General features: G+C 65.0%; 21 protein-coding genes and 1 tRNA gene. 10 read left to right on the top strand and 12 right to left on the bottom strand.

The annotated features are described in order from the left end of the window. Positions 1 to 125: 125 nt before the first annotated feature. The 6 genes from CO669_RS00670 to CO669_RS00645 form a co-directional block, all read right to left on the bottom strand. The gene (locus CO669_RS00670; protein WP_097657293.1) at positions 126 to 1094 is read right to left on the bottom strand and encodes an ABC transporter ATP-binding protein; all 969 of its coding nucleotides are present in this window, start codon (positions 1092 to 1094) and stop codon (positions 126 to 128) included. Beyond that, positions 1091 to 2086 (bottom strand): ABC transporter ATP-binding protein, encoded by a 996-nt coding sequence (locus tag CO669_RS00665; RefSeq protein WP_097657292.1) that lies wholly within the window; start codon positions 2084 to 2086, stop codon positions 1091 to 1093. The genes CO669_RS00670 and CO669_RS00665 overlap by 4 nt, the downstream gene beginning before the upstream one ends. Then, positions 2086 to 3003: an ABC transporter permease gene (locus CO669_RS00660; protein ID WP_063197783.1), complete on the bottom strand. Its 918-nt coding sequence runs from the start codon at positions 3001 to 3003 to the stop codon at positions 2086 to 2088. Before CO669_RS00660 ends, CO669_RS00665 begins: the two co-directional genes overlap by 1 nt. Next, complete coding sequence (locus tag CO669_RS00655; protein ID WP_097657291.1) at positions 2969 to 3928, bottom strand: ABC transporter permease; 960 nt, start codon at positions 3926 to 3928, stop codon at positions 2969 to 2971. The genes CO669_RS00660 and CO669_RS00655 overlap by 35 nt, the downstream gene beginning before the upstream one ends. Positions 3929 to 3957: 29 nt before the next feature. Then, complete coding sequence (locus CO669_RS00650) at positions 3958 to 5748, bottom strand: peptide ABC transporter substrate-binding protein (protein WP_097657290.1); 1791 nt, start codon at positions 5746 to 5748, stop codon at positions 3958 to 3960. A 261-nt stretch (positions 5749 to 6009) separates the two neighbouring features. Beyond that, positions 6010 to 7428 carry a M20 family metallopeptidase gene (locus CO669_RS00645; protein WP_198963744.1) on the bottom strand — a complete coding sequence of 473 codons (1419 nt, stop codon included), beginning with the start codon at positions 7426 to 7428 and terminating at the stop codon, positions 6010 to 6012. Between the two features lie 287 nt (positions 7429 to 7715). Here CO669_RS00645 and CO669_RS00640 point away from each other — a divergent pair, with 287 nt between their 5' ends. From CO669_RS00640 to CO669_RS00625, 4 genes are all read left to right on the top strand, one after another. After that, positions 7716 to 8687: a S1C family serine protease gene (locus CO669_RS00640; protein ID WP_097657288.1), complete on the top strand. Its 972-nt coding sequence runs from the start codon at positions 7716 to 7718 to the stop codon at positions 8685 to 8687. 150 nt (positions 8688 to 8837) lie between these two features. Continuing rightward, a complete protein-coding gene (locus tag CO669_RS00635; protein ID WP_143278593.1) occupies positions 8838 to 10307 on the top strand; it encodes a hypothetical protein in 1470 nt (489 codons plus the stop codon). A 59-nt stretch (positions 10308 to 10366) separates the two neighbouring features. Further along, positions 10367 to 11437, top strand: a complete 1071-nt coding sequence (locus tag CO669_RS00630) for a dienelactone hydrolase family protein (RefSeq protein ID WP_097657286.1) — start codon at positions 10367 to 10369, stop codon at positions 11435 to 11437. Positions 11438 to 11519: 82 nt separating this feature from the next. After that, positions 11520 to 11726, top strand: coding sequence for a hypothetical protein (locus tag CO669_RS00625; RefSeq protein WP_008142940.1), 207 nt, complete (start codon positions 11520 to 11522; stop codon positions 11724 to 11726). An 80-nt stretch (positions 11727 to 11806) separates the two neighbouring features. Here CO669_RS00625 and CO669_RS00620 read toward each other — a convergent pair whose 3' ends face one another. From CO669_RS00620 to CO669_RS00605, 4 genes are all read right to left on the bottom strand, one after another. Next, entirely contained in the window at positions 11807 to 12466 is a 660-nt protein-coding gene (locus CO669_RS00620; RefSeq protein WP_097657285.1) for a DsbA family protein, read from the bottom strand. An 87-nt stretch (positions 12467 to 12553) separates the two neighbouring features. After that, positions 12554 to 13276 carry an LrgB family protein gene (locus tag CO669_RS00615; RefSeq protein ID WP_097657284.1) on the bottom strand — a complete coding sequence of 241 codons (723 nt, stop codon included), beginning with the start codon at positions 13274 to 13276 and terminating at the stop codon, positions 12554 to 12556. Continuing rightward, complete coding sequence (locus tag CO669_RS00610; protein ID WP_097657283.1) at positions 13273 to 13656, bottom strand: CidA/LrgA family protein; 384 nt, start codon at positions 13654 to 13656, stop codon at positions 13273 to 13275. The genes CO669_RS00615 and CO669_RS00610 overlap by 4 nt, the downstream gene beginning before the upstream one ends. Before the next feature lie 71 nt (positions 13657 to 13727). Next, on the bottom strand, positions 13728 to 14177 hold the full coding sequence (locus tag CO669_RS00605) for a PaaI family thioesterase (protein ID WP_097657766.1): 450 nt from the start codon (positions 14175 to 14177) through the stop codon (positions 13728 to 13730). Positions 14178 to 14317: 140 nt separating this feature from the next. Between CO669_RS00605 and CO669_RS00600 the strand changes: the two genes are divergently transcribed. Then, positions 14318 to 14866, top strand: a complete 549-nt coding sequence (locus tag CO669_RS00600) for a TetR/AcrR family transcriptional regulator (RefSeq protein ID WP_097657282.1) — start codon at positions 14318 to 14320, stop codon at positions 14864 to 14866. Positions 14867 to 14912: 46 nt separating this feature from the next. On the opposite strand, the gene CO669_RS00595 is transcribed toward CO669_RS00600, so the two are convergent. Next, positions 14913 to 15395 carry a hypothetical protein gene (locus CO669_RS00595; RefSeq protein WP_097657281.1) on the bottom strand — a complete coding sequence of 161 codons (483 nt, stop codon included), beginning with the start codon at positions 15393 to 15395 and terminating at the stop codon, positions 14913 to 14915. A gap of 195 nt (positions 15396 to 15590) precedes the next feature. Here CO669_RS00595 and CO669_RS00590 point away from each other — a divergent pair, with 195 nt between their 5' ends. Next, positions 15591 to 15875 (top strand): PsiF family protein, encoded by a 285-nt coding sequence (locus tag CO669_RS00590; RefSeq protein WP_097657280.1) that lies wholly within the window; start codon positions 15591 to 15593, stop codon positions 15873 to 15875. Between the two features lie 100 nt (positions 15876 to 15975). Then, entirely contained in the window at positions 15976 to 17061 is a 1086-nt protein-coding gene (locus CO669_RS00585; RefSeq protein ID WP_097657279.1) for an AbrB family transcriptional regulator, read from the top strand. Positions 17062 to 17200: 139 nt separating this feature from the next. Here CO669_RS00585 and CO669_RS00580 read toward each other — a convergent pair whose 3' ends face one another. After that, on the bottom strand, positions 17201 to 17740 hold the full coding sequence (locus CO669_RS00580; protein WP_097657765.1) for a disulfide bond formation protein B: 540 nt from the start codon (positions 17738 to 17740) through the stop codon (positions 17201 to 17203). A 158-nt stretch (positions 17741 to 17898) separates the two neighbouring features. On the opposite strand from CO669_RS00580, the gene CO669_RS00575 reads away from it, so the two are divergent. From CO669_RS00575 to CO669_RS00565, 3 genes are all read left to right on the top strand, one after another. Next, positions 17899 to 17983: transfer RNA gene (locus tag CO669_RS00575), tRNA-Leu, on the top strand. Between the two features lie 218 nt (positions 17984 to 18201). Next, positions 18202 to 18504 carry a hypothetical protein gene (locus CO669_RS00570; protein ID WP_097657278.1) on the top strand — a complete coding sequence of 101 codons (303 nt, stop codon included), beginning with the start codon at positions 18202 to 18204 and terminating at the stop codon, positions 18502 to 18504. Between the two features lie 212 nt (positions 18505 to 18716). After that, complete coding sequence (locus tag CO669_RS00565; RefSeq protein WP_097657277.1) at positions 18717 to 18944, top strand: hypothetical protein; 228 nt, start codon at positions 18717 to 18719, stop codon at positions 18942 to 18944. Positions 18945 to 19036: the final 92 nt, after the last annotated feature.

Below are 19036 nucleotides of genomic sequence, written 5' to 3'. Positions count from 1 at the left end.
AAAGGCGCGACAGCGCCGTGCCCACGTCTTCATAATCGTGGGCACGCTTCCGCCGGCGCTCTTCGAGCTATGGCGGACAAGTCGCTTTGCCCACCCTAAAGGTTCTGAACCCGCGTTTCGCGGCCTCAGGCCAGATGGCACGCCACGAAGTGCCCGCCCGCCCCTTCCTTCAGCACGGGCGCGCTTTCGGCGCAGCGCGGCTGGGCGATCGGGCAGCGGGTATGGAAGTGGCAGCCCGACGGCGGCTTCATCGGGCTCGGCACGTCACCCTTGAGGCGGATGCGCTCGCGCTTCAGCTTGGGATCGGGCACCGGCACCGCCGACAGCAACGCCTTGGTGTAGGGATGCTGCGGATTGCGATAGAGGTCGCTGGCCTTGGCGAGCTCGACGATACGGCCGAGATACATCACCGCCACACGGTCGGAGATGTGCTCGACCACCGAGAGGTCGTGCGCGACGAACAGATAGGTCAGGTTCATCTCCGCCTGGAGGTCTTCCAGGAGGTTGATGACCTGGGCCTGGATCGACACGTCGAGCGCGGACACGGGCTCGTCGCAGACGATCAGTTTCGGCTCGACCGCGAGCGCCCGCGCGATCACGATGCGCTGGCGCTGGCCGCCGGAGAATTCATGCGGATAGCGCCGCATGTGCTCGGCCTTCAGCCCGACCTTGACCAGGAGACCCGCGACGCGCTCCTCGCGCTCCTTGGCGGAGGTGGCAAGATTATGGATGGTGAAGGCCTCGCCGAGGATGGCGCCGACCGTCATGCGCGGATTGAGCGAGGCGAACGGATCCTGGAACACCAGCTGCATATTCCGCCGCATCGCGCGCAGATCGTTACCGCCGAGCTGACGCACATCCTGGCCGTCGAAGATGACCTCGCCGTCGGTTGGCTCGATCAGGCGCAGCACGCAGCGTCCCGTCGTCGACTTGCCGCAACCGGATTCGCCGACGAGACCAAGCGTCTCGCCGCGGTTCACCGAGAACGACACGCCGTCGACCGCGTAGACGGTGCCGACCTGGCGCGACAACAGACCGCCGAGCACGGGAAAATGTTTCTTCAGGCCGCTGACGCGGAGCAAGGGCTCGCTCATGACGCCGCTCCCAGGTTCGGATCGCCGAGATGGCAGGCCATGCGATGGCCGGGCGAGATCTCGCGCAGCAGAGGCTCCTTCTCGGTGCAGACGTTCATGGCGAACTTGCAGCGCGGCGCAAAGCGGCAGCCGACCGGCGGATTGATCAGGATCGGCACCGAGCCGCCGATCGCTTCCAGCCGCGTCTTGTGCTCGCTGTCGAGGTCGATGCGCGGGATCGAGCGGATCAACCCTTGCGTATAGGGATGGCCCGGGTTGCTGAACAGATCGTCGACCGGCGCTTCCTCGACCACCTTGCCGGCATACATCACCACGACGCGTTGCGCGGTCTCGGCGACGACGCCCATGGCATGGGTGATCAGCATCACCGCCATGCCGAAGCGCTCCTTCATGTCCTGCAAGAGGTCGAGGATCTGGGCCTGGATGGTGACGTCGAGCGCGGTGGTGGGCTCGTCGGCGATGATCAGCTTGGGCTTGCAGGCGAGCGCCATCGCGATCATCACGCGCTGGCGCATGCCGCCGGAAAACTGGTGCGGATAATTGTGCACGCGGCCTTCGGCATTGGGGATCTGCACCAGCTTCAGCATCTCGATGGTGCGTTCGAGCGCCTGCTTCTTGGTCACCGCCTCGTGACGGCGCAGGCTCTCGGCGATCTGCTCGCCGATGGTGAGCACCGGGTTGAGCGAGGTCATCGGCTCCTGGAAGATGAAGCCGATCTCCTTGGCGCGGATTTCGTCGAGCTGGCTGCTGGTCAGCGGCACCAGATCGCGGCCCTCGAAGATGATCTGGCCGGCCGCGATCCGGCCCGGCGGCATCGCGATCAGCTTCAGGATCGACATCGCGGTCACGGTCTTGCCGCAGCCGGATTCGCCGACGACGCAGAGCGTCTCGCCCCGGTTGATGGAGATGTCGACGCCGTCGACGGCCTGGAGAATGCCGTCGTCAGTGGAGAAGTGGGTTTTCAGGCCCTTGATCTCGAGCAGCGGCGCCATCAAATCACCCGTCGCGCATCGAGCGCGTCACGCAGACCGTCGCCGATGAAGTTGATCGCGACCACCGCGATGAAGATCGCGCCGCCCGGAAACAGCGCCCAATGCGGGCCGATGTCGAGGAAGTCCTTGGCGTCATACAGCAGCCGGCCCCAGGTCGGGGTATCCGGCGGAAAGCCGAGACCGAGGAAGGACAGCGTCGATTCCGCGATGATCGCGGCTGCGACGTCGATGGTGCCGGCGATGATCACCGGGCCGAGCGCATTGGGCAGGATATGGCGTACCACCTGCCGCACCGGGCTGGCGCCGAGTGCGCGGGCCGCCTCGACGAACTCCTTCTCGCGGATCGACAGGAACTGCGCGCGCACGAGCCGCGCGACCGGCATCCAGCGCAGGCCGCCGATCACCAGCACGATCAGGATGAAGATGCCGCCTTCGGGTCCGAACACCTGCTTCAGCCCGTCGCGGAACAGATAGATCAGCAGCAGCAGCAGCGGCAGCTGCGGCAGCGACAGGAACAGGTCGGTGAGCCACATCAAGCCGTGGCCGAGCGCACCGCGCGACATGCCGGCGAGCGCGCCGATCAGCGTGCCGATGAAAACCGAGACCAGCATCGCGGCGAGGCCGACCGCGAGCGAGATGCGGCCGCCATAGATCATGCGCGCCAGGATGTCCTGGCCGAGATCGTCGGTCCCGAACGGATGGGCCAGCGAGGGCCCTTGCAGGCCCGCGACGATGTCGATGTCGCTCATCTTCACGCGCCACAGGAAGGGCCCAAGCAAGACGGCGAGAATGAGAACAAGCAGCAAGAAGGCGCTGACCACGGCGAGCTTGTGGCGGCTATAGCGCCGCCACGTCTCGCGCCAGGGCGAATAGACGCGCCGCTCAGCGGAAGGAGATGCGAGGGTCAAGCCAGCCATAAAGGATGTCCGCGATGAGATTGAACAGCACGACCAGGCACGCGAAGACGAAGGTGACGGCCATCACCACCGGCGTGTCGTTGGACAGGATCGAGGAGATCAGCAGCGAGCCGATGCCGGGGATTCGGAAGATCTGCTCGGTGACGATGGCGCCGCCGAACACCGCGGGGATCTGCAAGGCGATCAGCGTCACGACCGGGATCATGGCGTTGCGCATCACGTGCTTGACGATGACCTTGGCCTGGCCGAGGCCCTTGGCGCGCGCCGTGGTGACGTAGTCGAGCCGGATCACGTCCAGCATCGCCGAGCGCACGAAACGCGTCATCGACGCCGCCTGGAACAGGCCGAGCACCGCCACCGGCATGATCGCCTGACGGATCATCTCCAGCACCCAGTGGATGCCGGTCGCCTTGATGTCGGTGGTGTAGACGAACGGCAGCCAGTCCAGCGTGACCGAGAAGATCAGGATGAAGAGGATGCCGGTGAAGAAGGTCGGTAGCGAGAAGCCGACGAAGGCGAGCGTGTTGGCGATCTGGTCGAACAGCGAGTAGGGCTTGGTCGCGGCATAGACACCGACCGGGATCGCGATCAGCAGCGCCAGGATTTGCGCCGAGCCGATCACGAAGAGCGTGGTCGGCAGGCGTTGCAGGATCAGCTTGTCGACGTCCATCCGGCTGACGAAGGAGAAACCCCAGTCGCCGTGCAGCATGGCGTTGAGCCAGTGGCCGTAACGGAGGTAAATCGGATCGTCGAGGCCGAACTTGGCCCGAAGCGCGGCCTGCACTTCGGGCGGGACGTTCGGATTCGTCGCCAGTTCGGAGAATGGATCGCCGGGCGCAAGCGCCAGCACGAAGAACAGCACGGCTGAGATTCCGAGCAGGCTCGGAATCGCTATCAGCAGGCGACGCAGAACGTATTGACTCATGAGGGAAGGCCCCGTCTAGAGCTTGGGGATCATTCCTCGCGGTACCAGTCGAACAGGTTGTCGGTTTCGTTGGCCCAGCCCGAGATCACCGGACGCAGATTGTTCGCGGCCGCCTCGACCTTGAGACGATGCATCACGGGGATGAACACCGTGTCTTCCCACATCAGATCGTTGGCCTTGATGTAGAGCGCCGCGCGCTTGACCGGATCCATTTCCATGTCGGCGGCGTTGATCGCGGCGTCATAGTCCTTGTTGACCCAGCGCGGGAAGTTGGTGCCCTGCCACTTGTTCTCCTTGGTCGCGGCACTGGTGGAGAGGTAGCGGCGCATGTGCTGCGACGGATCCGGCTGGCTCAGCGGGATCTGGAACATCTCGAGGTCGGCGTAGAACTTCGGATAGGTATCGGGATTGGCGACGTCCGAGGAGAAGAACACCGACGCCACCACCGACTTCAGCTCGACGTCGATGCCGGCCTTCTGGCAGGCCTGCTTGACGATGGCCTGGGTCTTCTGGCGCGGACCGTTGATCGAGGTCTGGTACAGCAGCTTCAGCTTCTTGCCGTCCTTCTCGCGGATGCCGTCGGCGCCGGGCTTCCAGCCGGCATCGTCGAGCATCTTGGCGGCCTTCTCGACGTTGAATTCCCAGCTCGTGTTCTTGGACACGAACTTCTCGGGGCCGTTGAGGAAGTTCGCGGTGGTGCGGCCGGCGCGGCCGTAGATAGCCTTCTTGACGGACTCGCGATCGACCAGCAGGGACAGCGCCTTGCGCACGACGGGATCCGAGAACAGCGGATGCTTGGTCTTCATCGAAGAACGCTCGCCGTCGACCTCGACGTTCGGATCGGTGAAGTTGAGCGCGATGAATTCGGTATCGCCGCCTACGGCGTAGACGGTCTTGCCCTTGCCGCCCTTCTCCAGGCGCAGCAGCACGTCATCCTCGACCTGAATGTTCCAGCCGAAATCATATTCGCCGGTCTGGATCACCGCGCGTGCCGCCGAGACGGCATCGCCGCCGCCCTTCATCTCGATCGAATCGAAATAGGGCCGGTTGGCCATATGGTAGTCGGGATTGATCACGCCGCGGATGAGATCGCCCGGCTTGAACTCGACGAACTTGTAGGGACCCGTCCCGACCGGGGAAAGGTTGGTCGGCGCTTCCCGTGACTTGCTGCCCGTGTAGTCGGCAAACAGGTGCTTGGGGAGAATGGTGTTGGGAGCTCCGACAAAGGCGTCCGCCCAGAACGGTGTCGGCTTCGGGAAGGAAATCTTGACCGTGAGATCGTCGATCTTTTCGACGGTGAGGTCGCGATAGCTTGCGATGGTCACGGCCGCCGTGGCCGGATCCTTGATGAACTGCCAGGTGAACACGACATCGTCTGCCGTAAACGGCTTGCCGTCATGCCATTTGACGCCGGGCTTCAGCTTCCACGTCACCGACTTGCCGTCGGCGGCGAGCAGGCCGTTCTGGATCGAGGGGATCTCGGTCGCCAGAACCAGCTTCATGTTGCCGTCCGGGTCCCAGCAGGCGAGCGGTTCGTAGAACAGGCGCGAGCCGTCCTGGTCCTTGGTGCCGGTGGCGAAATGCGGATTGAGCAAGGTCGGGCCCTGCCACCACAGCAGCTTCAGCGCACCGCCGCCGCCGCGCTTGGTCGGCTTGTAGGTCGAGGCGCCCTCGGCCATGGCAACGCCGCCGAGCGCGAGGATCTGGTTGGCGAGGGGAGCGGTGAGACCGACCGCGGCCATGCGCTTGATGAAGCTGCGGCGATCCATCCGCCCGTCCTTCACCTGACCGATCATCGAACGCAGTTCTTTATCCAGCATGGTTGTCCCCGTCTGGTTCCCATCATGATGAAGACGGCCAACAAGAGGTGACCGCCCAATTAGCTGGCAGTAGATGGCACACCGAATGGGGGGCGCGTCAACTGGGACCGTGTGTATGCAAACGGTCTTCTGGCTGTCCGTTGGGCAAAACTGCGATCCGTAGCCCATCCGTTCGGCAATCCAGCATCAAAACATGCTGGATTGCACGCTGCACTGCGGAAAATTTGTTCGTCGGATCAGACGAAGTATCGAGGCGAAATTCTACGCCACGGACATGGTGAGCGGCGGCTCGACATGATCCGGCAGCGGACAGACATACGGCGTCCTCGCCGTCCGCTTCTTCAGGTCGGCCTTCGCCGCCTTGATCAGCTCCGGATCCGTCAGCGCCTTGATGCCGAGACCCGCCATCGCCTTAGCGGCCTGCACCATGGCCTTGTGGGCGTGCGAACTCTTGCCCTGTGCCACCACCTGCCAGGTGTGGAAGGGCGTGCCGATTGCAACTGTGGGTGCGTGCACCTGCACGGTCGGCACCACCCAGCTGACGTCGCCGACGTCGGTCGAACCGACCAGCGGGTTGCGCTTGGCATCGAGCGGCACCAGGAAATCGGCCAGCGGCCTGTCCGTCGGCTCCATGCCGATCGCGTAGTAGACGGACGCGATGTCCTTGTCGCTCAGCGTCGCGCGGATCTGGCCGGCAAAGCTCTTGTCCGCGTCGTCGAAATGCGGCGGTCCGAGCTCTTCCATGACCCGGTGCAGCGCCTGTTCCAGCGGCGCGTTCGGCAGGATGTTGGAGACCGCGGAAATGATCTTCATCTCCACCTTGGTCTCGGTCATCAGCGCCGCGCCCTCCGCGATCTTGCTCACGCGCCCGACCAGCTCGTTCATGCCGGGCAGATCACGCGCGCGGATCGAATAGCGCACCCGGGCATGGGCCTGCACCACGTTGGGCGCGATGCCGCCGGTATCGAGCAGTGCGTAGTGGACGCGCGCGTCGCTCGGCATGTGCTCGCGCATGTAGTTGACGCCGACATTCATCAATTCCACCGCGTCGAGCGCGGAACGGCCGAGATGCGGCGACGCCGCCGCATGCGAGGTACGGCCGGTGAAGATGAAGTCCGCACGCGTGTTGGCGAGCGACGGCGTCACCGCGACTTCCCAGAAGCTGTGCGGATGCCAGGTGATGGCGATGTCGGCGTCCTCGAACGCGCCGGAGCGCACCATGAAGGCCTTTGCGGCGCCGCCCTCTTCAGCCGGGCAGCCGTAATAGCGCACGCGGCCAGCGACCTTGTTCTCGGCGAGCCAATCCTTCATCGCGGTCGCCGCGAGCAACGCCGCGGAACCGAGCAGATTGTGACCGCAGCCATGGCCGTGCCCACCGGTCTCCACCGGACGGTGCTCCGCGACACCCGCTTCCTGGCTGAGGCCGGGCAGCGCGTCATATTCCCCCATGAACGCGATGACCGGACCGCCCTCGCCCCACTCGCCCATCACCGCGGTCGGAATGCCGGCGACCTGCTCGGTGATGCGGAAACCCTGATGACGCAGCTCGGCGAGGTGCTCGGCGGCGGACCTCGCCTCGGTATAGCACACCTCGGGCATGCCCCAGACCCTGTCGCTGAGGTCGATGAAACGCGCCTTGATCGTGTCGACGCCACGCCAGATGTCGCTGCGGTTGTCCATGCTTCGATCCGTGATCCCTTGGTCAAACGAAGCGGCAATGGTTAGCAGTTTCACCGCACCGCGCCTAGCGCCGCGCCGGACACCAGCCATGCGGCATGGGCCGGATCGAGGGTCACCTGCCGTCCATGTGCGTGGTGCTTTGCGTGCCTTTCGAAGATTTCACGCGGCGTTCTCCCGAATAGTTGGGAACGAGGCTTTCAAGACGGTCTCCCTCGGCCTAAATTATGTGTGCTTCGCGCGTCACTCTGCTGCAATCCGGGAGCGATGCACCCAGCCAGGAGAACCCGATGTCCACCCTGACCGAATGGAGAGTGCCGCCGGCCAATCAGCCGCGTGCGAGCGATTACGGTTTCGATCTCGACCGTGCGCTCGGATCCGTCGTCGGCCTGCACGCCATCATCCCTCCGGACGCCTTCAGCGCCGAAACGCTGGGCACCGAACGCGCCGGCAACGGCGTCGTGATCGACGACGGGCTGGTGCTCACCATCGGCTATCTCATCACCGAGGCGGAATCGGTGTGGCTGCACCGCGCCGACGGGCGAGTGGTCGAAGGGCATGCGCTCGGCTTCGATTCCGTCACCGGCTTCGGCCTGGTGCAGGCTCTCGGTGAGCTCGACGTCGCGCCGTTGCCGCTCGGCAGTTCGGCGGAGACCCGGGTTGGCGACCGCGTCGTGGTCGGCGGCGCCGGCGGCCGCACGCGCTCGGTCGCGAGCCAGATCGTGGCCAAGCAGGAATTCGCCGGCTATTGGGAATATCTGCTGGACGAAGCCGTCTTCACCTATCCCGCCCATCCGAACTGGGGCGGCACCGCGCTGCTCAACGAGCGCGGCGAGTTGATCGGCATCGGCTCGCTTCAGCTGGACCGCGAACGCGGCGGCAAGGCCGAGCACGTCAACATGATCGTGCCGATCGACCTGTTGAAGCCGATCCTGGAGGACTTGCGCAAGTTCGGCCGCGTCAACAAGCCGGCGCGGCCCTGGCTCGGGCTGTTCTCGACCGAGATCGACAATCGCGTGGTGGTAATCGGAATCTCCACCAACGGCCCGGCGGCTCGCGCCGAGCTCAAGACCGGCGACGTCATCCTCGCCGTCAACGGCGACAAGGTCACCAGCCAGACCGCGTTCTACAAGAAGATGTGGGCACTCGGTGCTGCCGGGGTCGACGTGCCGCTGACCGTGCACCACGAAGGCGTCACCTTCGACGTCACGGTGACCTCGACCGACCGCTTCAAGCTGTTGAAGGCGCCGAAGCTGCATTGAGCAGCCCTGCAAGATAAGGCTGTGCTGAGGCGAGCCAGCGCCGCGCCCCGCTGAGGCGCGGCGATTTTGCGCACTTGCAATTTAAACGTGTCTCTGATCCAATTCAGAAATATTTGAATAATAGGGATTGGAATTGATTGGGGGAGAGCTTTGCTGTCCGCATTGGGGATCAATTTACAAAACGACACTGCCAGAAAGACAGCCGGAATTCTGGCGTTCTTTGGTCTCATCCTGCTCGCGTCCTGCGTCCTCATCGTGGCATTCGAGACTCATTTTGATCGATGGCTCTACGAGTCGAAATCCGCCGCAGGAGTGGTGGTATCGAGCGCGAAGGATGCACGCGACGACTGCGGACCCAAGCTCGAACAAGATCTCAAACAGCCGGATGGGGCGAGTGAGCAGGCAACGGCTGACAAGGAAGGGAAGCTGCGCATCATCGCGGTCTGGCCTCCCACTGTCAGGCTGGACGGCCATATCTGCGTCGTCGCCGCCGGGATCGCGTCACAGGCCTCGTTGGACAAGCTCAAGGCAGCGGTGGATGTGAAGGACAAGGAAGTCGTTGCCGCCCAGACTGCGTTCGACAATGCACCAGCTGACAAGAAGGCGGATTTCGAAAAGAAGCTGGCTTCCGCCAAATTGGCGCTCGCAGAAGCCAAGGCGGCCCGCGATCAGCCAGCTTCGGTCGAGGGCGTTGCGCTGTTCTTGAATGGCAGTCGATCTCCGCTGGCACTTGGCGCACTTGCAACGCCGGCACCTCAATTGCTGTCCTACAAATTTGGGCAGAATCCCGACGCATCGTCGGAGGACGCCAAATTCTGGCGCAAATTGCTCGGTGGAAAAACAGACCAAGGCGTCGCATCATTCCGGATCGGGTTGTCTCGATCACAGGGCAGCACTCCGGAAATCGAACGCAAGGAGGCGATCAAATTCCGGGTCTTCTGGCCACCCGTCGTCGGCCTGGGCGCGCTATCGGTTGTCCTGCTCGCCCTCGCATTCGCGATCTTCGCTGCCAACTCCAGCATATTGCGCGACCATGCGCTCTCGAATATCGAGACCGCCGAATATAATGACAGAATTGCCCGTGCGGCGGCCGCAGCCGATCCTGCAAATCAGGCTCTCGCCGACAAATCCGCGCAGACCGCGCAGGTCCTGCTCGCGTGCAAGAATGCGTCCACAAAGGACGATCCGGGAGGCTGCTACAGCCTTGGCCGCACTCAAATGGCACTGTGGCTCTGGCTGTCGATCGCGGGCTTCATCTTCGTCTGGCTGACGCTGGGAATTTACCGGAACGTCATCACGGAAGCGATCCTCGTTCTGCTCGGCATCAACAGCGTGACGGGGCTCGCCGCCGTCATTCTGGACAAGGACGATCCCAAGAAGCCGATGGAGAAGGAGACAACGAAAGGCTTCTGGGCCGATCTGATGTCGGACGGCGAAGGCCCCAAGCTGCACAGAATCCAGATGATCGGCTGGACCGGCATTCTTGCCATCATCTTTGCCTGGAATGTCGTGGCGAATTTCATCTTCGTCGAATTCGACGCCTATCTCCTGATGCTGATGGGGATTGTCAATTCCGCGTACCTGGGATTTAAGACCCAGGAGAAAGTGCCGGCCAAGTAGCGCCACCATAGGCCGGACAGTTCGCGGCATCGATTGCCCTACGTCCGGAGGAAGCCGCGATGAGCGAGGCCGTGATCGACGACATCGTCGCCGTGCTGCCGCCGTTGCTGAACGCGCTGGAGGCGCTTGGGTTCTTCCAGCGGAATCTGCATCCGCCGGTCTTTGCCTCCGTCATGAACGCAATCGGCAAACCGGACGAGGCGCTGCAGGCAGCGCGGGCATCGATCGCCGATTGGCCGGAGCAGTTCGCGGACTTGCGCGCACGACTGGATCGCGCCTGCGACGAGACGCTCGCCGCCTTTGCCGGCATCCGCGAGGTCGAGCGCGGCAACGGCGATCTCGTCGCGGTTTTCCGCACGCTGCGCCATCTTCCGCGCGCGCAGGAGGCGCTTTATCCGCTGTCGCTGCAGTTTCCGCCGGTGAGCAGCTTCTTCCTCGACGCCGCCAATCGCGACAATGCGGATGTGCTGTCAAGGCTCGAAGCCGGCGCGAGCGAGGATACCGGCATCTTCCACGATCACAACGAACCCGGCAGCCGCGGCGGCTTCTCGGTCTACGTGCCCGAATACTACACACCCGGTCGCGCCATGCCGCTGGTGATGGCGCTGCATGGCGGGAGCGGCAACGGCCGCGGCTTTTTGTGGAGCTGGCTGCGCGACGCCCGCAGCCAAGGTGCGATCCTGGTGGCCCCGACCGCGACCGGCCCGACCTGGGCGCTGATGGGCGATGATGCCGATACGCCCAATCTCATGCGCATCCTCGAGAGCGTGCGCAGTCGCTGGAGCGTCGACGCCTCACGTATGCTGTTGACCGGTATGAGCGACGGCGGCACCTTCTGTTACGTCAGCGGGCTCGACGGCGCCTCGCCCTTCACGCATCTTGCGCCTGTTGCGGCGACGTTCCATCCGCTGATGGCGGAGATGGCAGACGCCACGCGCTTGCAGGGGCTGCCGATCTTCATCACCCACGGCAAGCTCGACTGGATGTTTCCGGTGCAGACCGCGCGCCAGACGCAGGCGGCGCTCGCGGCCGCCGGCGCCGACGTCATTTATCGCGAGATCGACGACCTCAGCCACACCTATCCGCGCGAGATCAATGCGGAGCTGGTGCAATGGCTGAACGGAGAATGAACGACCTGTCCTTAGATGCGCCGCATGGCCGCGGAACCATCGTGCCGCGCCGACGTTATCGGCGCGTCACCGGAGGTTCGCTATGAGGACGTTTTTTGGAATGATTTTGGGCGCGCTGCTTCTTGCCGGCGGCGTCTACGTCTACGACTCCATGCAGACCTCATCCGTCGCCAATGGCGAGGTCGCGACCAGCAATCGCACCATAGTGAACTGGGACGTCGCGAAGGCGGATTGGGATGCGCTGCGCGATCGCGCGCACAAGGATTGGGTCCGGATCTCGTCGAAGTAACGACACCGTATCATGAACAAGGCGCCGTCGCGAGCTCCGCGGCGGCGCCTTTGTGTCGGCTGCGATCAACGCTGCGCGCGTCAGTTCATCTTGGCCTTGCGGGCATCGGCGATGACCTGCTCGAACTCGGCCATGCTGAGCACGCCGGGAACGCGGTACTTGCCGACGATGAAGGACGGCGTGCCGCGGAAGCCGAAGGCTTCGGCCTGCTCGTTGTTGCGCTTGAGGAGCGCATCGATGTCGCTGCCATGGCCGGCAAGATCGCGCTTCAGCCGGTCCATGTCGACGCCCGCGGCCGCCAGCAATTCATTGATGCGCGGCTCGGTCAGGCGCGAGCTGATGCCCATCATGGCGTCATGGGCCTGATGATACTTATCCTGGAACTTCGCCGCGAGCGCGGTTCTCGCCGCCGTGACCGAGACCGGCCCGAGGATCGGCCAATCCTTCATCACCAGCCGCACCTTGCCGTCGTCCTGGACGACCTGGCGCAGCTCGGGCTCGAGCTTGCGGCAATAGGGGCAATTGTAATCTGACCATTCGACGATGGTGATGTTGCCGTCGGGATTGCCGGCGACGGGCGTGTCGGGATCGCGCAGCACCTTGGCTTCGGTCAACACCTCGTCATCGCCGTCCGCGGCCAGCGCCAGGCTAACGCCGCCCGCCGCAAGCGCACCGGCCCCGAGCAGCGTCAACGCCGCGCGCCGCGTCGGCAAGAAGCCCTTGTCCTTAAGTGCAGCCATATCTCGTCCCGTTTCGGTCCCATCCTCCCGAATACGGTTCGGGACCGGGAATTGTTACTGGTCATATAGAGTGTCCCGGCGGCAATGTCATCGCACCAGCAGCGTGACCGCCAAGGGGACCAGGAACGAGGTCACCAAGGCGTTCAGGCTCATGGCGATACCGGAGAAGACGCCGGCGATCTCGTCGACCTGGAAGGCGCGCGCAGTCCCGATGCCATGCGCGGCAAGGCCCGCAGCAAATCCGCGCGCGCGGTAATCGGTGACGCCGGTGCGGTTCATCAGCGGTGTCACGATGATGGCGCCCATGATGCCGGTGAGGATCACCGCCACCGCCGCCAGCGAAGGATCGGCATGCAGGGATTCGGCGATGCCCATGGCAACGCCGGCGGTGACCGATTTCGGCGCCAGCGACAGCACCACGTCGCGGGGAAGGCCGGCGAGCTCGGCCAGCAGCACCACCGACACCACGGCCGTGACAGATCCCGCCAGCAGCGCCACCAGCATCGGCACGATCGAGGCAACCACGCGCTTGCGATTCTCGTACAGCGGCACGGCGAGCGCGACGGTGGCGGGCCCCAGCAGGAAGTGCACGAACTGCGCGCCGGCGAAATAACTCGTGTAGGAGGTGCCGGTCAGCAGCAGGAACGCACCGATGATCCACATCGCGTGCAGCACGGGATTGGCCAGCGGATGCCGCCGCGTCGCCAGCGACACCGCGTCCGTGGTCGCATAGACCAGCAGCGTCACGGTCAGCCACAGCAGCGGCGACTGCGAGAGATAGACCCACAGCGAGAACGGATCGTCCTTCATCGCGCATCCTGTTGCCGCAACAGGCGGCTGACGAGGCGGAAGGTCAGCACCGTCGTGAGCAGCGTGACGATCACCGACAGCGCGAGCACCAGGACGATCGCGACGCCGTGGGACGCAAGCAGATCGAGCTCCTGCACGACGCCGACGCCGGCCGGCACGAACAGCAGCGACAGATGCGCCAGCAGGCCCTTGCTCGCCGTTTCGACGCCGGCCTCGCGCAGCGGTCCGCGCGCGAGCAACGCGAAACGATCGCGGGCGAGGAGGAGCACCAGGAGCAGCAGCAGGCCGAGCACCGGCCCCGGCAGCGGCAGGCCGACGCCGCGCGCGACCGCTTCGCCGATCAATTGACACAGCAGGATGACACCGAGACTCGCAAGCATGATCTTCGCATCAAGGGATGCGTCGGCAGGCTTGTCAATCGCCGCCCGGCGCGAGAGGCGCGCGGCACACGCTAGGCAGCATTGCGGGGCAGCATCGCCATCAGCGTCGCGGTCATGGTGGCGATCAGGCTCGTCTTGCCCTCGTGCTCGGCGAACGCTCTGGCCTCGCAGAAGGTGAGCGTGCGGCCGGGCCTGACGACCTCGGCCTTGAACACGAACCGCCCGCCGCGGGCGGGGGCGAGCAGCGTGGTCTTGAACTCGACGGTGAGGATGTCGGCCTCGCGCGGCATCAGGCTGAAGGCGGCAACGCCGCAGGCGTTGTCGAGACCTGCGGTGACGATGCCGGCATGGATGAAGCCGTTCTGCTGCGTGAAGGCGGCCGAATGCGGCATCGCCAGCTCGACCGCGCCGGGGGCGAGTTCGACGATCGAAATGCCCAGCGTGCCCATCGCCGGCTGGGCGGCGAACATCGCGGCGGCGGCGGTGCGGTAATCCGGATTTTTCGGCTGGAACGCGGACATGACCTTCATCTCGGCCGGCTTGGGGCAGCTGGCTCGGGAAACTCGCGCGGCTGCGCCCTTCGGCAATTGATACGGTAGCGTATCAGGGCGCTCCCGCGTTAGCAATACGGTACCGTATCAAGAATCGGAGAGCTCGCTTCATGAGCGACGGCAAGGGCGATGTCTGGGTCGAGGCGGGGTTTGCCGAGCTCGCCCGCTCGGGAGTCGAGGGGGTCAGGGTCGAGGTGCTCGCCAAGAATCTCGGCGTCACCAAGGGCGGTTTCTACCGCCGCTTCGCCGACCGCGCCGCGCTGCTCGACGCCATGCTGCAGCGCTGGCGCGAGGGCCGTGCCGCCTCGATCGCGCAGCAGACGCGCCTCGACGGCGAGGAGCCCCGCGAACGGCTGAAGGCGGTGATCCAGCTCTATTCTGAAAGGCTCAATCCGGAAGCCATGGCGATCGAGCTCGCGATCCGGCAATGGGCCCGCTCGGACGAGAATGCCGCATCTGCGGTCGCGGGCGTCGACGAAGCGCGGCTCAAGCACGTCGCCGAACTCTATCGCGCCACCGGGCTTGCGGCCGAGGAAGCCGACGCGCAGGCCTTCCTGTTCTACTGCTTCATCTTCGGCCAGAGCCTCTTGTTCGTCGAGCGCGGTCCGCGCAAGCGATCGCAGCTGGTGGCGAAATCGGCGGAAAAATTGCTCGATTAGACGAAATGGCCGGAGCGTTGCTCCGGCCATCGCATCAGTTCGAAGCTCAGGCCGCGCCCTTCAGCTTCTTGGTGCATTCGCTGTAATAGCCGCCGCCCTTCTGGATCCACTTCAGGCCGCCATTGCCGTTGGTGGTCTTGTTGGCATTGTACTGGTCGACGCAGGTGTGCATCCGCGCCTTGCCGGCGGGCTCCTTGGCGTATTTCGGATCGACCGCGTTCGGATAGATCGCAGGGCCGGCCGGCAGGGCCGGCGCGGCAGCGGGAGCTGCCTCCTTCTTCGCCTGCTTCGGCTCGGCGGGAGCGGCGGGCGCAGCCGCCGTCGGCGCAGCGGCCGGCGTCGCATCCGCGCCGCACTGGGCCTTGCGGAAGTCATTCCACTTCATGGTGCCGAGCGAGCCGTCCTTCTTGGCCGCCTGGTACTTCGCGCTGCACTCCTGCGAGGTCAGCGCCTGCGCCGGCGCCGACACCGCGAGCGCAGCAAATCCCGACAACGCGATCGCACACAGCAGTTTCGATTGGATGGTCATCCCTGGGTCTCCTCCTTGGTCTTCCCCCGACGGGGAAGTGAAATGAGCATTGCTATCCTAGCGTGCCGGTCATTCGCGACAAGAATCTGCCGCCAAAATATAGTGAGCGCATCGTTCGGATTATTCATGTCGCGTTCAGCAACGCGAGCCGAGGTTCGCAACCCTTCGCAATTCTCGCAAGAAGAGTGCAACACCATGACCCTCGCCTCTCGCTTCGCCGCCGTCGCCCTCGCCTCCCTGCTTGCCACCGGCACCGCGTTCGCGCAGACCGCCGCGCCGGCAGCCAAGACCGATACGAAGACCGATGCCGCCGCGACCGCGGACAAGAAAGCTCCGAAGGAGCGCTCGGCCGAGTCGCTCGATTGCTCCAAGCAGGCCGACGCCGAGGGCCTGCACGGCAAGGAGCGCAAGAAATTCCGCTCCGAGTGCATCAAGAGCGCCAAGGCGGGCACTGCCGCACCCGCCGCCGACAAGAAATAGGCTCCGACACGGTTCTCGCAGAGCCCCGGCGGGGGGCGCGCGCATTGCGGCATGACGAGCCTGCAATTGTGCGCCTCCCGCTGATTTGCGATAAGGCGGCGTGAAGCAAATCGTCGCCTCCCTGCCGTTCGAATGGCCGAGCCGTGCCAAGCTCCTGGGCACGGCCGAGACGCTCGTGATCGGCACGGCCGGCGGCCTGGTGTTTCTCCTCGCCGGCCTTCCGGGCGGGCTGATCTCGGGCTCGATGATCGCGGTCGCCATCGCCGCCATCGCCGGCCGCCAATTGGCGCTGCCGCCGCTGTTGACCCAGACCGTGCTGGTGCTGCTCGGCATTTCCCTGGGCTCGGTGGTCTCGCGCCATCTGCTGCAGCAGGTCAGCGCCTATCCCGTCACCATCGGGCTGCTTGCGCTGGCAACCTTCTGCTCGACCTTCGGCTCCAGCTATTACCTCCAGCGCGTCCATGGCTGGGACCGCACCTCGGCCTTCCTGGCCGGCAGCCCCGGCGCGCTGTCGCAGATCACGATCCTGGCGGTCGAGCGCGGCGCCGACCTGCCTGGTATCGCGGTGGTCCAGACCATGCGCGTCATCATCCTCACCGCCGCCCTGCCGATGGTGCTGGCGATCGCGGGCGTCGCGCCCTCCGCCGCGCCGTCGCTGACGACGACGATCGCCTCGCCGCTCGACCTCGTGGAGCTGGTCGGCGCCTCGCTCGCCATGGCCCTGCTCCTGCGACTGATCAAGTTTCCGGCGAGCTGGATGTTCGGCGCCATGATCGCCTCCAGCGTGCTGCATGGCGGCGGCTGGGTCGAGGGTGGTCTGCCGGACTGGGTGCGCGGCGTCGCGCTGGTCGGGATCGGCGCGCTGATCGGCAGCCGCTTCGCGCGGATGCGGATCAAGACGCTCGCCGGCCACATCAACGCGGCGCTGGGCTCGTTCACGGTCGCGATTGCCGTCTCCGCCGTTTTCGTCGGCATCGTCGCGCTGACCACGCAGGTCAAGTTCTCCGATGTCGTGGTTGCCTTCGCGCCGGGCGCGATGGACGCCATGCTGGCGCTGGCGCTGACCTTGCACATCGACCCGATCTTCGTCGGCGCTCATCACCTGTCGCGCTTCGTGTTCGTGACGATCGCAACGCCGGGGATCGTGCATCTGTTCGGACGCACGCAGGACGACGTCGACGATTAAGAAGGCGCGCTCTCGTCGCGAACGCCGCTGTGGTAGGGTGGGCAAAGGCGCATAGCGCCGTGCCCACGTTCTGCTTGCGGGAGTATCATTCAGGAGACCGTGGGCACGCTTGCGCTTTGCCCACCCTACGGCAGCCCGCCTAGGCTCTCGCCGTCTTCGCAAATCCCCACGCGGCGATCGCGGCCATCAGCAGCGAGATCAGCACGTTGTAGCCGGCGAGCGAGAGACCGAGAAAGCGCCACTGCACCTCGTCGCAGCGCACCACCTTCACGGTGTCGAGCCGCGAGAAGAGATCGCCGGCATTGCCGAGATTGACGACGGGACCGGTGCAATCGGTCGGTCCCTTCCAGAATCCCCATTCGACGCCGGAGTGGTAGGTGCCGAGACCGGCATTGGCGAGCGCCGCCAGCGCGAGGATGGCGAGTCCCGCCAGCAGCAGCGGCCGCGGCGCGCCGCTTCTCGCCGCAAGCGCCGTCAGGGCCCCGAGCGGGATCGCGAGGTAATAGGCGTAGCGCTGCTCCAGGCAGAGCGGACAGGGCAGGATCTCCAGCACGAGCTGGAAGAACCAGGCGCCCGCGATGGTCGCCGCCGCAATCAGCGTGACGAGCAGCGAGGCCGTCAGCGCAGCGCCGCTGGCAGCCGGCTTGAACGCAGGTATGGCGGCACTCTGGGTCGTCACGGCAGCCTCTTTCCGATGGATAGCGCCCTCAAGGCTGTAGCTCCGGTCCATGCGGCTGTCGAGAACGGCCGGGATCACTTTGGCGCGGGTTGACCCCGCTTTGTCCATGGCTATAGTCCGCCGGCTTCGCGACGCTCCTCATCGAGGGCCGACCGAGGGCCCCTGTGGCGGAACTGGTAGACGCGCTCGACTCAAAATCGAGTTCCGCAAGGAGTGCTGGTTCGATTCCGGCCAGGGGCACCACGCTTCGCCCTTCGGGCTTCGCGTGGCGTGGCCGCGCTGGGCCGAAAGACGAAGCGTGTTCGGTGGAGCCACGCGGAGCCCGAAGGGTGAAGCGTGTCCGGCGTAGCCTCTTGGCGAAGACGGACTGCCCCCGCAAAACTGCTCTCCCCCACCGCTAGCCATCCCCGCATCCCGCCTGTATAAACCGGTAGCTTCTTCCGTTATTCGAAGGAGCAGATATGAACGACCTGCACGCGTGGCTTTCGCAACAGCACCACGGTTTGCGGACCTTCCAGACCTTTCAGCACAAGCTCGAGACGCTCGGCCGGGACGATCCCGCCCAGCGCGGCCTGTGCCGCCTGCTCAGCGGCATCGTCGGCAGCTATGTCGAGGCCTTTGACGAGGCCCCGCTGCCGGTCGAGATCGCCGAGGGCGCCTATCGTCGCCTGCTGACGCTGGTCGAAAGCCTCGATCTGCACGGCGATGCCGCACGCCGCCTCGCCGACATCAACCGCGTGGCGACCTGCGAGTTGTGGCGGTGATCGCCGCGACGAGCGGGCACATATATCTGGATGCGTCATGGTGAGCGCGGCGAAGCAATCCAGGACTGCATCCGCGGAAACAGTCTGGATCGCTTCGTCGCAAGGGCTCCTCGCGATGACGAGGAGGAATCGCGCGTATCCTCGGGGAATTCGACTTCGCCGCGCCAATCCCTATATCCTCTCGCAACCGACCCGACGCAGCGGACAGTTTGATGGCCAGGACACGCACGACGGACGCCGACGACCTTCCCCGCTTCTTCGTCTGGGTCCGGGGCCTTGAAGGCCCCGAGCCGCAGAAATGGACGGCGATGGATTTCGGCATCGGTGACTGGAAGCGGCCGCTGGTGCTGGCCTATCTGGAGCTGCCGGTGGACGAACGGCCTCTGTCGCTCTCGATGCTCGCCCGGCGCTATCCGCCGCCGCGGGTGGATCTCTCGTAGGCTGCGTGATCGCGAGCGTAACCCACCTGGGTCAATGGTTGGGACAGTGGTGGGTTACGGCTTCGCCTAACCCACCCTACGCCGCTCACCCA

It is taken from the genome of Bradyrhizobium sp. Y36, from assembly GCF_002531575.1.
Taxonomy (GTDB): Bacteria; Pseudomonadota; Alphaproteobacteria; order Rhizobiales; family Xanthobacteraceae; genus Bradyrhizobium.
This window is presented reverse-complemented; position numbering and strand designations above follow the sequence as displayed.